Raw genomic sequence first — 14,612 nt, 5'->3', positions numbered from 1 at the left:
TCTTCGCTGTTTTGCTCCATATCTCCAGAAACTTCTCTCAGCGCCGGCGCGCCTCCGGACTGAGCGGAGCAATAAGACGAGTGCACTTCTCGGCTTATTGCGGGAGCTAAGGTCGCCAAACGAAGATGGCGCACCTTTGCGACGAGCAGTGCGCAGGAGCATAATCTTTGCCCTGTCCTAAGCGCCAAGCGACTTATTAAAGTAAATTTCATTACATAAAAACATTCACGAAAGCATTAGGAGATGGGAAATAACTTGAAAATCAGAGATTATGCAGTCTTAGTATCCGTACTTATGATCGTCGTCATGATGGTCATTCCATTGCCGCCCTTATTACTCGATTTCCTCATCCTGATAAATATCAGCCTGGCCATGACAATTCTGCTGGTGGCAATGAATACGAAAGAAGCGCTGCAATTCTCGATTTTCCCGACTTTGCTGCTGTTGACGACGCTTTTCCGTCTCGGACTGAACGTTTCAACGACACGGTCGATTCTGACCAATCAAACCGGTGGTCAAGTGATCGAAACGTTCGGTTCCTTTGTTGTCGGAGGCAGTGCCATTATCGGTATCCTCGTCTTCCTGATTCTTGTCATCATTCAATTTCTGGTCATCACAAAAGGGTCGGAGCGGGTAGCGGAAGTTGCTGCACGCTTTACGCTCGACTCGATGCCCGGCAAACAGATGAGTATCGACGCCGATCTGGGCGCAGGAATGATTTCCGATCTGGAAGCGAAAAACCGCCGTGAAAAAGTCAGCCAGGAAGCGGATTTTTACGGGGCCATGGATGGTGCCAGTAAATTCGTAAAAGGGGACGCTATCGCAGGCATTATTATTACGATCATTAACATTATCGGCGGATTGCTGATTGGGGTTATGGTACATAACCTGCCGGTCGGCGAAGCGGCCAGTCTGTTTACGCTACTGTCCATCGGGGACGGCCTTGTGAGCCAGATTCCGGCTTTATTGATCTCGACTGCGATGGGTATTGTCGTAACGAGAGCCGTTTCTGACGGCAACCTGGGATCGGATATTACAAAGCAGCTTTTTGCCTATCCGAAAATGATGTATGTGGTCTCTGCAACTTTGATGATGATTGCATTCCTGACACCGATTAATCCTTTATTGATTTTGCCGGTGGCAGGTGTCATTTCATTCGCAGCTTATAAAATGCAAAAAGCGTTGAATGCAGAAGAAAAATCCGAAAAAGAAGCCGATTCCGGAGACGGTAAAGAGCTTGAAGCCATGAAAAGTCCGGAAAGCGTTATCGACCTTTTGCATGTCGATGCCATCGAATTTGAATTCGGTTACGGCCTGATTCCGATTGCAGATAAAAACCAGGGCGGCGATTTGCTGGACCGGGTCATCATGATCCGCCGGCAATTGGCGATGGAGCTTGGAATCGTGGTGCCGGTCATCCGCATCCGCGATAATATTCAGCTCCGGCCGAACGAATACATCATTAAGATCAAAGGGAACCGCGTTGCCGCGGGTGAAATTATGCTCGATCATTATCTCGCAATGAGCCCGGGAATCGACGACGACAGCATTGAAGGCATTGAAACAATTGAACCCGCATTCGGCATGCCTGCGTTGTGGGTTAATGACAGCATGAAAGAAGACGCTGAAATGGCCGGATACGCGATCGTGGATCCACCTTCCGTGGTGTCGACGCATCTGACAGAAGTCATCAAGCGCCATGCCCATGAGTTGATCGGCCGCCAGGAAGTGAAATCGCTGATTGAAAATATGCGTGAAGCGAGCCCGGCGGTTGTCGAAGAATTGATTCCAAACTTAATGACCATCGGTGAAGTGCAGAAGGTGCTGATGAAGCTTTTGAAAGAGAAAGTTTCCATCCGTAACCTGCTGATCATCCTGGAAACGCTGGCAGATTATTCATCGCAAACAAAAGATACGGATGTTCTGACCGAATACGTGAGACGGTCATTGTCACGCCAGATTACGTTGCAGTATGCGCCGCAGAATGAAGCCCTGAAAGTCATTACGGCAGGCGCCAGCGTCGAGAAGAAATTCGCGGAATCGGTACATCGATCCGATCAGGGCAATTACTTGTCGATCGACCCGGAAACGTCACAGCTGATTTTCCAGAAAATATCGGAACAGGCGGCTCAATTGCAGCAGACCGGCGTTCAGCCGATCCTGCTGACATCACCGGCCATCCGCATCTATATGCGTCAGTTTATCGAAGGTTTTGCACCGGATCTTCCGGTACTGTCCTATAACGAACTCGAACCGAACATTGAAATTCAGAGCGTCGGCGTCGTCAATATCAGTGGAGGAGTAAATGTCTGATGAGATTAAAAACATATATCGTCCAGAATGTCAGTGAAGCTTTGCCGATGATCAAAAGAGATTTGGGAGCGGACGCATTAATCCTGAATACGAAAAAAGTGAAAGTTGGCGGTTTTATCGGGTTTTTCCAGAAAGAGAAGCTTGAAGTTACAGCTGCCGTGGAAGCAAAGCCGAAGAAAAAGAAGGCCAGTCAACCCGAAACTGATGAACCGGCAAATGCTGAAATCCGCCAACCGGCTCCGCAGCATGCATCAACCGGTGTTAACCATAAAGACTCCCCGGATGAACGCCAAACGGGTGATCTGATCAATGAATTAAAGGGCATCAAGCAATTCATGATGCAGTCGATGAAAGAAGATCATTTGCCGGTGACGTTAAAACCGCTGAACCAGCGCTTGAACAGCCAGGAAGTGACGAAGGAGATCCAATCAGAGATTCTTTCGAAGATGATGTTGACGCTGGGCCAGCAACCCGATATTTCCGCGGCGCATATCCACAGAATGGCGAAGACGGAAATCATCCGGCTGATCGGCTTGCATCAGCAAAAGCCGGAATTGAAAGATCCCGAAATCATCTGCTTTATCGGTCCGACGGGTGTCGGCAAAACGACGACCATCGCGAAAATCGCCGCTGATCTGCTGTTACGGGAAGGCAAGAGGGTCGGACTCATCACATCGGATACATACCGCATTGCGGCAGTGGAGCAATTGAAAACATATGCGGGCATCCTGAATATCCCGATTCAAGTGGTCGATTCAGCTGAAGACCTGACCCGCGCGATGAACGAATTGAAGGCCTGCGACATCATCCTGATGGACACGGCGGGCCGCAATTACCAGCAAAAGCAATACATCGATGACCTGGAAGCACTGCTCACAGATAAAAATAAAATACAGATCAACCTGGTGCTGAGCCTGACTTCCAAATACGAAGACATGAAAAAGATCATCGATAATTTCCAGACCATCCAAATGGACCAGCTGCTGCTGACAAAGCAGGATGAAACCAGCTCTTCAGGCGCTATTTTGAATTTGATCTATCATTATTCCATTCCCGTTACTTATATTGCCAATGGCCAAAACGTTCCAGATGATATTTTAACGGCAACTCCTGAGTTGATTGCAAATTTTGTGCTAGGGGAAGATGACAATGATTGATCAGGCAAAACAGCTGCGGGAAAAAATGCTGCAGAAAAAACCTAAAAAAGAACGCAGACAAACGCGAACGATTGCTGTGACAAGCGGTAAAGGCGGTGTCGGGAAATCGAATTTCGCATTGAATTTCGCTTTAAGCCTGGTCGAACAAAATCGTAAAGTCCTGATATTTGATGTCGACCTTGGCTTTGCCAATGTGGATGTGCTGCTGGGCCGTTCACCGGAAGAATCGATTGCGACGATGGTCGAAAAGGATTTATCGATCTGGGACATTATCGAAGAGGGGCCGAACGGCTTGCTGTTCATTTCCGGCGGAACGGGCTTCAACGAAATGTTTAAGCTCGATGAAGCGAAGATGAAGAAATTCTTTGACGAGCTCAGTGAAATCCAGGGGCATGTCGATTACGTGATTTTGGACACCGGGGCCGGATTGTCGGATGAAAACCTCCGTTTTATCCTGGCCGCGGATGATGTGATTCTGGTCACGACACCGGAACCGACGTCAATCACCGATGCCTATTCGATTGTAAAGATGGTGCATGTGAAAGATCCGAATGTCCATATGAAGTTGATCATCAATCAATGCACGACCGAAAAAGAAGGACAACAGACAGCGGACAATTTCCGCCAGGTGACGCAGCAGTTTCTCGGGAAAGAAATCGGGACACTCGGCTATATTCCAAGTGACTCGAATATCCCCGCAGCTGTAAAAAAACAAGTGCCGTTCCTATTGGCATTCCCGAATACCTATGCTTCCCAGGCGATGAAAAAAGTGACGGCTGAATTTCTCGAGTTGCCTGTCCCTTATAAACTGGGCATCAAGGGATTTTTGCTGAAAATGCTTTTTAAATAGACGTGCCGCGGTATCAAATGAATGGTGGTGAAACGCTTGTTGAATGATAAATTATCAAAAGAAGAATTGGAGTACTGGGAAGGCTGGCAGCAGGAGCGTGATCCGGAAGCCGGTGACTATTTGGTCGAACGTTATATGCCTCTGGTCGATTATGTAATCCAGCGCTTTATGATCAGCCTGCCCAAAACAGTGGACAAAGATGATATCCGCAGCCTTTCCTACGGCGGGCTTTTGGACGCATTTGATAAATTCAACCTGGAGCGGGACCTGAAGTTTGAAACCTATGCTGCCTGGAGGATCAAAGGGGCGATCATCGACGGCCTCCGCCATAATGACTGGCTGCCGCGTTCCGTGCGCGAAAAGGTCAAGAAAATTGAAAAGGCCTATGCCATTCTTGAACAGGAAAACAATCATTCGGTGACCGATGCCGAGGTCAGCAAGTTCCTGGGCATCACGAAAGCCGAGCTCAATAAAACCGTGTCGGATGCGGCATTATCCACCATGATTTCGATGGATGAAAATCCATACGAAGACAATAATCAGATAGGCAAATACAATATTGTCGGAAACGGTGAAGCGGGATCGCCTGAGCGCCGTCTCTATGAGCGAACCATCAAAGAGGCATTGGGTGCCGCAATTGGGCGTTTACCCGAAAAAGAAAAAATTGTCGTTTCTTTATGCTATTTCGAAGATTTGAAATTGACGGAGATTGCGGAAGTACTGGGCGTGAGTGTGTCCCGTGTTTCCCAATTGCACTCAAAAGCGATCTTGCGGCTGCATTCAGCGACGCTTTCAGTCCATGAATATTATTAGGTGTTGGATGTTACGGAAAGACAGGTGATGGCTATGGAATGGCTGCTGATTGGACTTATTTTATTGGCGATAGCGGTGAATATACGATCGTTTATCGTGTTGTCCCAATTCCAGAAACAGCGAAAAGCGATGCTTGAAGATGCGGAGTCCGTGAATGCAAGCATGGAAGAGTTTGTAGCGAATCTGGAACAGGAAAATGATGAACTTTATAACCGGCTCGTTGAACATATTGCACAAAAAGAAAGCCGGATGGCAGATCGGCTGCACGAGCTCGAACAGAAAATCGGCGGTGAACCGGCTGCTCCGGCAATGGAACCGGTGCCAACTGCGAAGAAAATAAAAGCAGTAAAACAAAAAGAAGCGGTAAAGCCCGCAGAGCCTGCAGTCGATCCGGCATTGCCGGAAAATGAAAAGATCGAGCAATTGCACAAACAGGGTTTTTCAACGGCACAAATTACCAAAGTGGTCTCGGCAGAACGTGGAGAAATCGAATTGATCATCAATATGTTCAAGAAAAAACAAAGTTATCAAAAGTAAGATGGGGTGACAGCGATGCGCATCGAAAGCCAGACAAAAATTCCGGGTGACCGGATTCAGAAAAATGCAATGGAAAACAAGTCCATCGATTCATTTGCCAGCGTCATGAAGAAATCCCAGTCGAAATTACAGCTTGATGCTTTGCATCAATTGATGAGCCGGGTGGACGCACAAGGCGAAAAGCTCGGGGAGCAGCGGACATTTGAAAATTTGCGGGAATACAAAAATCTTGTAAAAGAATTTATGAGAGAAGCCCTGAGTTTTGGCCTGCAATTATCGGATAAACAAAGCTTTTCTCCCGGTGGCGGCATGAAAAATCATCAAATTGTGGAAGTCATTGACAAAAAATTGATTGAACTTCAGGACGAAGTGTTAAATAATGAAAGGGAAGGCTTGGATACTCTCCAGTCAATCGGAGAAATTAAAGGCTTGCTGATTAATTTATACATGTAAAGGCTTTGTCTGTATAGGTTGAATTAATAATCGATATTACGCAAAACAGCTCGCTTGCGGGCCCACAGGATGTGGGTCATGCAGTCGGCGCGACAGGACGTCGCGGTGCCGACTGCCGGGGGCTCAAACCGGTGCTCCTGCATCGCTTCGCTGCTTCGTCGCAAAGAGTTGTCCTCGCAGGCTTCGGCCAACTCTTCGCTGTTTTGCTCCATATCTGGAAGTGAATCCCAGCGAAGGAGCGCCGCAGGACGGAGCGAGGCAATAAGACGAGTGTTCTTCTCGGCTTACTGCGGGAGCACTGTCCAAAGCGACGAAGCGGCATATTTATGCTATTTCTTTAGTTCAACTTATCTGGAGTTAATAACAGTATCTTTATAAAAAAAGAGAGAACACTAAGGGGAGAAGGAAATGAGCGAAAATCGACGTGAGTTTTTCCGTGTAATTTTTCATGAATCGGTCAATGGCAAAATAACCCGTCTCGGCGAAGCACCGATGTCCATTCACATTGAAAACATCAGTGTGAATGGAATGCGTTTCTCTTCACCGGTGAATATTCCAATGGGCGAAAGACTGGAATGCAGCTTTGAAATACTGGATAGTTCCTTTTTGATTGAAGGGGCGATTGTCCGGAAATCGACGAGAAATGACAGAGTCGAGTACGGGGTCGGCTTTACAATCGATCAGGAGACGTCATCTGTATTATTCAAACACCTTAATTATTATCAGATCCGCCAAAGAAAAGGTTCCTACGCCGATTGAGCATTATTGTAGAGGAAGCTGACGCCGCGAAAATTTCGCGGCGTCAGCTTTTTTTTATATCTGAAAAGTTGCAAAGGATGTATGTTAAAATAAAATTTAAGAATATTTCGTTAATTTATTCAGAGAGGAGCGTAAAAATGAAGAAGACAGCGACAATTGTTCTGACCATGGCGCGAAGGATTAATGCGAACTCGAATGATGTCTTCAAAGCCTGGACCAAGCCGGAGCTTATGAAAAAATGGCTGTTCACGACGGAAGCCACGAATGAGGTTGCGAGAAATGACCTGCGAGTGGGCGGGAAATGGGAAATTGTTGACCGGAGGGAAGGCGAGGAATATCGGGCGACGGGGGAGTATTTGGAAATCGACGCGCCTCACCGGCTGGGATTCACTTTTGAAATGCCTCAATTCAACGACCTGCAGGACCAGATCATCGTTTGGGTTTCGCCGGTTGGAAGAGCATGTGAAATGACGTTCAAACAGGAGATTATTGTGCCTCATGAAGAGAGCTGGGGCCCTGAGGACATCGAGAGCGCAATGAAGGAGTACAGCGAACAGTCAGAAGCAGGGTGGGACAAGATGTTTGAAGGGTTGAAGCAATTAGTGGAAACCGGCGAAGTAAGAGCAATGGACAGTAAGTGAATAGCTAAATCGCAGCAGCTGTCGCGCTGAATTTCATTGCGGCAGTTTTTTGGTGAAACTTTTTCGAAGGCATTGCTACTAATTGAACAAAGAGGCTGCAATTTGCCGGAGAGGACGGTTTGCTGTGAAAAATGTGCTGCTGTTTATGATGATTGCTGTAATGATTGCGGGGGCTGTGGCCTGGCCAACTGCTGCCAGTGCCTGTTCCTGTGAGCAACCTCCGGGTGTTGCGGAAGAGTTGAAACGCTCCGATGCTGTGTTCAGCGGTAAAGTGATTTCTATCGAAGAGGAACCGTCTTTATTGTCCGTACCTTCCAAAACGGTAATTTTTCAAGTCGGCAGGATCTGGAAAGGGATTGAACAATCGCAGGTGAAGATCACTACCGGGCAAGGCGGCGGTGATTGCGGCTTCGATTTCAATATGGGGCAGGAATACCTGGTCTATGCGGTGAAATCGAACAGCTACGGACTGAATTCTTTGTCGACCATCATTTGTGACCGGACGGCCACTCTCAGCCAGGCGCAGGGAGATTTGCCGCTCCTGGGAGAAGGGCAGCCGCCGACAGAGGAAGTGGATTTGCTCAAAAGCAACGGATGGTTGTTTCCGCTGGCAGGATTTATTGTATTCGCGATAATCGCTTTTGCAGTTTACCGGAAAAGAAAGACAGTCAAATAGGGTGGGTGGAAGAGATGAAGGCATCAAAGGAGATACTGGCGGTATGGCGTAAATTCGATGATTTTCCGATGGAAACGCTGACGAAGGCGTGGCTCTATTCGACACAGGGGAACCGGAAACAAAGAGATGTTGAGACGATGAAACAGCACCGCGCGGAATTCGGCGTCACAGGGAATTGCTTTGATTTGGCCATCTGGTTATTGGATGAATTTAAAGAAGCCGGGGTTAAAGCTTACCCGATCGGCAGCGAGCTTGGGACAGGGGATGATCATGCCGCAGTCATTGCTGTTGATCGCATGGGCCGCAGGTTCTTATGTGATTTGGGAGATCAGTGGCTGCAGCCGATTTTGATTGATGGTGATGATAAAGCTTATACGAATGAAAAATTAGCAGGCTTTTTTCCGGGTGCAGAAGTGCAGGTGCTTCCGGAAAAAGGTGCATTCAAAGTGGTTTATCATCGGCCGAACGGCAAATTTTCAACGCAAATCTACTCGGCAGATTCTGTATCGATGGGGGAGTTCCTTGCAGCGGCGGATTTTTCACAGAGCCACGTATATCCGAAACCGTTGTTGGAAGTGCGGTTGCCGTGGGAAAATGAAACTGCGCACTGGGAATTCTTTGACTGGAAAAGTTTTTTAAGTACCAGCCAGGGACTTGTTGAAGATCCGCCGCTTGCAATGATTGAGGAGTGGGTGGAAAGGCTCCACCAAAAGACCGGTTATGACAAAACGTTTTTAAAAGAATCACTGGAATACTTCAAGAGCCTCGGAGAATCCTCTGTACCCTGAGGCCTTTTCCGTTTCTGGGGAGAAAAGAGGGATGGACAAATGGATGAAGAAATGATTATGGCCTGTGAGAAAGATGGCACGCCGATCGGAACTGCGACGCGCGAAGAAATACATACAAAAGGTTTATGGCACGAGACTTTCCATTGCTGGATCGTGGAAATCGAGGACGGTACCCCTTATATACACCTGCAATTGCGCAGCCCCGACAAAAAGGATTTCCCCAATCTGCTTGATATCAGCGCTGCCGGGCATATCCTTGCACATGAATGCGTTAAGGATGGGGTTAGGGAAATCGAAGAAGAACTGGGTATCGATGTGAAGTTTGAAGAGCTGACCCCCCTCGGTATCATTAAAGACCAGCTCGCGGTGCAAAATTTTTTGGATAATGAAAGATGCCATGTCTTTTTGTATGTAACGGAAGAAAAGCTGGATGATGCTTATAAATTTCAGCAGGAAGAAGTGGCGGGCATGTTCAAGTTCGATTTTCAGGACTTTTATAATTTATGCACAGGCTCACTGGAAAAGATTGAAAGCGCTGGAGAACTTGCCGCGGCGAAAACGCCTTCACAGAGAAGCATCACATTGGGGGATCTCGTCCCGCATGGGCAGTCTTATTTGGAGCAGACAGTGAAGGGGATTCGAAAGGAATTAGGCTGAAACAAAGAACCGCTCAGCACTATATGATTGTAATGGAAAATAGAAATCCCGCAGACCAGCCGATTCAGGCAGGGATGCGGGATTTCCGATTAATTTGAGAAGAATGCTTCGTACTGGCGGCTGAATGCTACCGCAAAATCACCGCGCAGAACTTGTTCACCAGGATTGAAGACAGCCTCAACTGTCGGTGTCAGATCATATTTGCCTTGTGTGACTGAGAATTCGGCGTTAAGGATGTTCAGATCCAGTGCCAACTGCACATAAGGTTTCAAGTCTGCAGGGATACTGTCCTGGTCTTTGATGGCAACGCGCTCATCTTTGTATTGGACAGTGACAGTGCCTGTGAATTCTTCAGCCTGCTTTTGCAATCCAAGGCTTTGCACCAAGGAATAAGCGAGTTCTGCTTTTGTCACGCTGCCTTTCGGATTGAATGTTCCGTTGTCATTGGTTTTCATGACGCCGGCGGAGACTTGTCCGTAATCACGGAATGCTGCTCCCTTGGCTGTAACTGCTTCAGCATAAGGAATAACGGCAGAGTCTGTATCGGTAAAGCTTGGTGTTGCAGGAAGGCTTTGTCGGATCTCAGCACCCATTACCAAATAAGTGGCAAGGTCTGCACGCGTCAATTTTTCATCCGGTCTGAACTGGCCTTTTGAATTGGAATCGAACAGGCGGTTTTTGATGCCCATTGCGATGGCAGGTTCTGCATCATGGCCGGAAATATCGCTTAAGCCTGTTATTTCATTTACTTTGCTGAATGACAGAGTGCCTTGGACTGTCTCCGGCAAAGCCAGTCCGACCGGATTCAGTTCATTGCCGCTCAGGCCGCGTACTTCAGCTTTCCACTCACCGGCCTGCGGGTTGTTTACGATAACTGTACGGTCATAAGTGGTAGCGAATAGCAGGCTGATTCCTGAACTGTATTCAGTGCCGTCCGGCGAGATCAACACCAGGTTCACGGGGTTGCCTGTCGCTTCGAGCAGACCGGCAGCATTCGCTTTTGCTGATACTGTTGAAACGCCTTCGGCCACTGTAAATGTATGCTGGGAACTTACAGAAGCGATATATTCTACTGAAAACTCTTCTTTTGTAGTTTGTTCAGATACATTGGCATTGAATTCTTTTTCACTGTTCAGCGTTTCGCCATAGGTTTGATTGTTCATTACGGAGTCTATAGCTGCGTAAGCGTTAACGTAACCCGCGCCGACTTCCCAGGTTTCATAGCCGGGCATATTTGTCGCCGTTTGCTGAAGAACTGTTTTTACTTCATCAGGAGAAAGAGTTGGATCTGCTTCGAGAAGCAGTGCGGTGATTCCGGCCACATGCGGTGTCGCCATGGAAGTTCCGCTCATCGTCGTATAATACGGAAGATACGCGGGCTCAATGGTTGCCGCATCCGCATCCGCCGCTAAGGCCGTAAGTGGTGAAACTGTTCTGGTCGAAATGATGTCGACACCCGGAGCTACAACAGAAGGCTCGTCTGCCCAGGTCCAGGTCTTGCCTTGAAGCTCGAATGTTCCTCCAACATCTTTTGTTCCGCGGGAAGAGAAGCCGGCAAGGGTGCCGTCTTTTTCACCGGCTCCAACAGAAATGACCCAAGGAGCTTTGGCATATGGATTGTGCGTGTTTTCGCCAGGCCCTTCATTGCCGGCTGCGAATAAAACAACAATTCCACGGTCATAAGCTTTCTTGCTCGCCAGGTTAATCGGGTGATTCGGATCAAAGTCTCCGGAAGAGCCCCACGAGTTTGTAATGACACGGATATTGTATTCGTTCTGATGCGTAACGGCATAATCGAATCCGCCGATGCCGTCAAGAACGAACAGTGCACCCCCTGAACCGTAACCGATCAGATCAGCTCCGGGAGCGGCACCTTCGTATTTGCCGCCGGACAATGCGCCGGTTCCGCCGACAGTTCCTGCAACGTGCGTACCGTGTCCGGAATTGGTGTCGGTGTTCACAACATTTTCAGTATAGGAAACAGGTAGAATGCCGGTGATGCTTTGAAGATTTGTTGATCCTAAAACGTTCTGGACAAGGTTTCGGCCAAATTCGTGATCTTTGTGGGTACCATCGACACCGCTGTCGTTGACTACCACGCCAATACCGTTACCGGACAGTGGCAATCCACCGTTCTGTTTTCTGAACGAATCGTCCTGCTGGGCTTTATCGACACCGGTGATCAGGTTGGCATCGGAGTTGAAGTATTCCAGTTTTTCGTTAAGGTAGACGGATTGGACTTCGTCGTTTTTTACAAGTTCTTCAATCTGTTGCCTGCTTGCGAGAGCGCCCACCATCGGGAGACTCTGCATACTGATGGCGGATTCAATTCCTAACCCTTCCAGCAGTGAAAGCTGAGTCTCGGTGGGTTTTTGATCTCCCCGGAATGTGACGATGACCTGGGCGGCTCCGGCTTCATCCAGAGCGGACCAGACTTTTTCGTCCACCGCTGCAGAAGTGCTTGATACCGAAGTGTTTGCATTAACGGTAGAAAAAGCCGGGAAGACCAGGAAGAGCATAGTGATAATTAACAATACCTTTTTCATTTCATCATTCTCCTTTTCGAAATAGTTTGAAAATATAATTTAATTATCATCTTTATCCTTTCAACTGCCTATTACGCAAAGGGCGTATTTTGGGCTGGCGAAGGACCTATTTGAGGATACTACCAAGGGCTTAAGGGAAAAAAACAGCCCCCTGGAAGAGGGGGCTGTCAAAACTTATTTTTTTGAAGCTTTTTTCGTTGCAGCAAGATTGTCTGCTTTGATCGCTGTGATTGCTTCATAAGCATTTACGTATCCCGCGCCAACTTCCGATGTTCCGTAGTCTGGCATTGGTGTGGCCGTCTGTTGCAGTAGGTCTTTTATTTCAGCGGGAGAAAGAGCCGGATCCACTTCAAGCATCAAAGCGATGATGCCCGCAGCATGCGGTGCAGCCATCGAGGTTCCGCTGAACGTTGTGTAATAAGGCAAGTGCGCTGGTGAAATACCGGAAGCGTCTGTTTCAAGGCTCAAGGCTGATAGCGGCGTGAACACACGCGTAGACACGATATCTACTCCTGGTGCCGTGATGGTCGGGCGGTCTGACCAGATGAAAGTGTCACCGTCGATTACCACGGTGCCGCCTTTTCCTTCAACACCGCGTGAAGAGAAATCGGCCAGCTCCATTGCAGAATTACCGGCTGCGACTGTTACGACCCACGGTGCTTTTTTGTAATTCCCGGAAATCGTGGAGGCCCCGGGACCTGCATTTCCTGCAGAGAAAACTGTGGTGATTCCACGGTCATATAATTTTTTGGTGGCGATATTGATCGGGTGGTGCGGATCGAAGTCCGTATCGGAATCGCTGGTGTCGCCCCATGAATTCGTGATGACCCGAATATTGTATTCAGTTTGGTGGGTCAGGGCATAGTCGAATCCGCCGATTGTATCCATAATGGCAATGGCTGCTCCTGAACCGTAGCCGATCAGGTTCGCGCCCGGAGCAACGCCTTCGTATTTTCCACCGGACATCGCGCCGGTGCCGCCGACGATTCCGGTAACGTGCGTGCCATGCCCGGAAGTGGAGTCCGTATTGGGCACATTCTCCAGGTAAGCAACTGGAGCCAAGCCGATTGTGCTGTTCAAGTTGATATTGGCCATGACGTTCTGGACAAGGTTTTTACCCAGCTCATGATCCTTGTGAGTGCCATCGACACCGCTGTCGTTTACGACAACCCCGATGTTCTCACCGGTGATCGGCAAACCGCCATTGGCAGCCTGGAAATCTGCATCCTCACGGACCTGATCAACGCCGGTCAAAGAAGTGGAGGATTCGTTTTCGTATTGAAGCGGCGCATTGTAATAGATGGAAAGAACGTCTTGCGAATCCGCTAATTTGTCAATCTGTGCCGGCGTCAGCAATGCCCCGGCAATCGGCAGGCTTTGGAACAGGACCGCATTTGTGATGCCCAGGCTTTCAAGCAATTGAAGGCTGCCGGCATCCGGGTCTCCGCTGTCTTTGAACGTAATGATGACTTCAATCGGGGTCAGGCGGTCCTGCAATAAACCCTGCAATTTCGAATCAATAACTGCGCCTTCTGTATTAGCCGAAGATTTTTGCGTTGACGAAAAAGGGTTGAAGGCAAGGCCGAGTGCTAAACAAAGGGTGCTGAGAACGATGAATAATCTTTTCATGTAAATCCTCCTTGTATTTTCAGAATATTTCTTCTTATAATAATTTCATTTATTGCGTGTCAGCGCCATTCATCCCGAGACGTATCTTTTCCTACACAAAAAGGCGTAAGCCTCTACTACTTAAGTAGTAAGGGGCTGCGCCTTTTTTAAAATGAGTCATCCCAACGGAACCAAATTATTTTGCACGGCAAAAATAATCGCCTGTGAACGGCTTTTGACATCAAACTTCCTGAAAATATTACTGACATGGATTTTTACGGTCTTGTCGCTGATATAAAGGCGGGAACCGATATCCTTATTGGACAGCCCTTCGACAAGTGCCAATAAAACTTCCATTTCACGCGGCGTCAATGATTTGTCGTCCTCATTGTTTTCCTGTTTATGCATCGATAACAGTTTTTTGGTCATGGCCTGTGGAATAACCGATTCACCTCCTGCAACGGTGCGGATGGCATCGATAACATCTTTGGATGGGGAATCCTTCAGCAAATAGCCGTCGGCACCTTCCCGGATGGCTGCCATAAAATATTCATCGTTATTGTACATGGTCAATACAATGACTTTAATGGAGGAATAATTATTTTTCACCCACCGGGTCAGTTCTATGCCGTTCATTTGCTGCATATTAATATCCATCATGATGATATCCGGCTTAACTCCAGGCAGCATTGCGATCAACTGATCACTGCCGGTCGCTTCTCCCATCACTTCCATATCTTCTTCCTGCGCAATTAATGTTTTTAAGCCGTCCCGTAAAATGGCGTGGTCATCCACCAGCAATACTTGAATCATT

General features: G+C 48.0%; 15 protein-coding genes. 11 read left to right on the top strand and 4 right to left on the bottom strand.

Translation table 11 applies throughout. The features are described from left to right. Positions 1-255 precede the first annotated feature (255 nt). From flhA to DIJ65_RS09265, 6 genes are read left to right on the top strand one after another with little or no spacing between them, the layout of a single operon-like run. The gene (gene flhA / locus DIJ65_RS09290) at positions 256-2,313 is read left to right on the top strand and encodes a flagellar biosynthesis protein FlhA (RefSeq protein WP_117301342.1); all 2,058 of its coding nucleotides are present in this window, start codon (positions 256-258) and stop codon (positions 2,311-2,313) included. Next, positions 2,313-3,470: a flagellar biosynthesis GTPase FlhF gene (flhF, locus tag DIJ65_RS09285; RefSeq protein WP_117301340.1), complete on the top strand. Its 1,158-nt coding sequence runs from the start codon at positions 2,313-2,315 to the stop codon at positions 3,468-3,470. The genes flhA and flhF overlap by 1 nt, the downstream gene beginning before the upstream one ends. Then, positions 3,463-4,320 carry a MinD/ParA family protein gene (locus DIJ65_RS09280; protein ID WP_117301338.1) on the top strand — a complete coding sequence of 286 codons (858 nt, stop codon included), beginning with the start codon at positions 3,463-3,465 and terminating at the stop codon, positions 4,318-4,320. The genes flhF and DIJ65_RS09280 overlap by 8 nt, the downstream gene beginning before the upstream one ends. A gap of 36 nt (positions 4,321-4,356) precedes the next feature. Further along, positions 4,357-5,133: a FliA/WhiG family RNA polymerase sigma factor gene (locus DIJ65_RS09275; RefSeq protein WP_117301336.1), complete on the top strand. Its 777-nt coding sequence runs from the start codon at positions 4,357-4,359 to the stop codon at positions 5,131-5,133. A gap of 27 nt (positions 5,134-5,160) precedes the next feature. After that, a complete protein-coding gene (locus tag DIJ65_RS09270; RefSeq protein WP_142836495.1) occupies positions 5,161-5,670 on the top strand; it encodes a DUF6115 domain-containing protein in 510 nt (169 codons plus the stop codon). Between the two features lie 15 nt (positions 5,671-5,685). After that, positions 5,686-6,123: a YaaR family protein gene (locus DIJ65_RS09265; protein WP_117301332.1), complete on the top strand. Its 438-nt coding sequence runs from the start codon at positions 5,686-5,688 to the stop codon at positions 6,121-6,123. Between the two features lie 23 nt (positions 6,124-6,146). Here DIJ65_RS09265 and DIJ65_RS16400 read toward each other — a convergent pair whose 3' ends face one another. Further along, complete coding sequence (locus tag DIJ65_RS16400) at positions 6,147-6,335, bottom strand: hypothetical protein (RefSeq protein WP_221930618.1); 189 nt, start codon at positions 6,333-6,335, stop codon at positions 6,147-6,149. Positions 6,336-6,531: 196 nt separating this feature from the next. Here DIJ65_RS16400 and DIJ65_RS09260 point away from each other — a divergent pair, with 196 nt between their 5' ends. From DIJ65_RS09260 to DIJ65_RS09240, 5 genes are all read left to right on the top strand, one after another. Continuing rightward, the gene (locus DIJ65_RS09260) at positions 6,532-6,882 is read left to right on the top strand and encodes a PilZ domain-containing protein (protein ID WP_117301330.1); all 351 of its coding nucleotides are present in this window, start codon (positions 6,532-6,534) and stop codon (positions 6,880-6,882) included. A gap of 137 nt (positions 6,883-7,019) precedes the next feature. Next, a complete protein-coding gene (locus DIJ65_RS09255) occupies positions 7,020-7,523 on the top strand; it encodes an SRPBCC family protein (protein WP_117301420.1) in 504 nt (167 codons plus the stop codon). A 124-nt stretch (positions 7,524-7,647) separates the two neighbouring features. Further along, positions 7,648-8,199 (top strand): hypothetical protein, encoded by a 552-nt coding sequence (locus tag DIJ65_RS09250; protein ID WP_117301328.1) that lies wholly within the window; start codon positions 7,648-7,650, stop codon positions 8,197-8,199. A gap of 14 nt (positions 8,200-8,213) precedes the next feature. Continuing rightward, entirely contained in the window at positions 8,214-8,987 is a 774-nt protein-coding gene (locus DIJ65_RS09245) for a hypothetical protein (RefSeq protein ID WP_117301326.1), read from the top strand. A gap of 39 nt (positions 8,988-9,026) precedes the next feature. After that, complete coding sequence (locus DIJ65_RS09240; RefSeq protein WP_117301324.1) at positions 9,027-9,644, top strand: NUDIX hydrolase; 618 nt, start codon at positions 9,027-9,029, stop codon at positions 9,642-9,644. Between the two features lie 89 nt (positions 9,645-9,733). On the opposite strand, the gene DIJ65_RS09235 is transcribed toward DIJ65_RS09240, so the two are convergent. The 3 genes from DIJ65_RS09235 to DIJ65_RS09225 all read right to left on the bottom strand — a co-directional run bounded on the left by DIJ65_RS09235 (position 9,734) and on the right by DIJ65_RS09225 (position 14,611). Further along, entirely contained in the window at positions 9,734-12,190 is a 2,457-nt protein-coding gene (locus DIJ65_RS09235) for a S8 family serine peptidase (protein ID WP_117301323.1), read from the bottom strand. 174 nt (positions 12,191-12,364) lie between these two features. Beyond that, positions 12,365-13,819 carry a S8 family serine peptidase gene (locus DIJ65_RS09230; RefSeq protein WP_117301321.1) on the bottom strand — a complete coding sequence of 485 codons (1,455 nt, stop codon included), beginning with the start codon at positions 13,817-13,819 and terminating at the stop codon, positions 12,365-12,367. A 156-nt stretch (positions 13,820-13,975) separates the two neighbouring features. Further along, positions 13,976-14,611 carry a response regulator gene (locus DIJ65_RS09225; protein ID WP_117301319.1) on the bottom strand — a complete coding sequence of 212 codons (636 nt, stop codon included), beginning with the start codon at positions 14,609-14,611 and terminating at the stop codon, positions 13,976-13,978. Between the last annotated feature and the right edge of the window lies 1 nt (position 14,612).

The organism is Planococcus salinarum (assembly GCF_007004625.1).
In the GTDB taxonomy this organism is placed as follows: Bacteria; Bacillota; Bacilli; order Bacillales_A; family Planococcaceae; genus Planococcus; species Planococcus salinarum.
The sequence above is the reverse complement of the archived record's forward strand: the minus strand, read 5'-3'. Positions and strand labels throughout refer to the sequence as shown.

Bases quoted from the DNA above. Each gene is read 5' to 3' on its own strand.
- flhF (WP_117301340.1), top strand. From the start codon at position 2,313: ATGAGATTAAAAACATATATCGTCCAGAATGTCAGTGAAGCTTTGCCG.
- DIJ65_RS09280 (WP_117301338.1), top strand. From the start codon at position 3,463: ATGATTGATCAGGCAAAACAGCTGCGGGAAAAAATGCTGCAGAAAAAA.
- DIJ65_RS09270 (WP_142836495.1), top strand. From the start codon at position 5,161: ATGGCTATGGAATGGCTGCTGATTGGACTTATTTTATTGGCGATAGCG.
- DIJ65_RS09265 (WP_117301332.1), top strand. From the start codon at position 5,686: ATGCGCATCGAAAGCCAGACAAAAATTCCGGGTGACCGGATTCAGAAA.
- DIJ65_RS16400 (WP_221930618.1), bottom strand. From the start codon at position 6,335: ATGGAGCAAAACAGCGAAGAGTTGGCCGAAGCCTGCGAGGACAACTCT.
- DIJ65_RS09260 (WP_117301330.1), top strand. From the start codon at position 6,532: ATGAGCGAAAATCGACGTGAGTTTTTCCGTGTAATTTTTCATGAATCG.
- DIJ65_RS09255 (WP_117301420.1), top strand. From the start codon at position 7,020: ATGAAGAAGACAGCGACAATTGTTCTGACCATGGCGCGAAGGATTAAT.
- DIJ65_RS09245 (WP_117301326.1), top strand. From the start codon at position 8,214: ATGAAGGCATCAAAGGAGATACTGGCGGTATGGCGTAAATTCGATGAT.
- DIJ65_RS09240 (WP_117301324.1), top strand. From the start codon at position 9,027: ATGGATGAAGAAATGATTATGGCCTGTGAGAAAGATGGCACGCCGATC.
- DIJ65_RS09235 (WP_117301323.1), bottom strand. From the start codon at position 12,190: ATGAAAAAGGTATTGTTAATTATCACTATGCTCTTCCTGGTCTTCCCG.
- DIJ65_RS09230 (WP_117301321.1), bottom strand. From the start codon at position 13,819: ATGAAAAGATTATTCATCGTTCTCAGCACCCTTTGTTTAGCACTCGGC.
- DIJ65_RS09225 (WP_117301319.1), bottom strand. From the start codon at position 14,611: ATGATTCAAGTATTGCTGGTGGATGACCACGCCATTTTACGGGACGGC.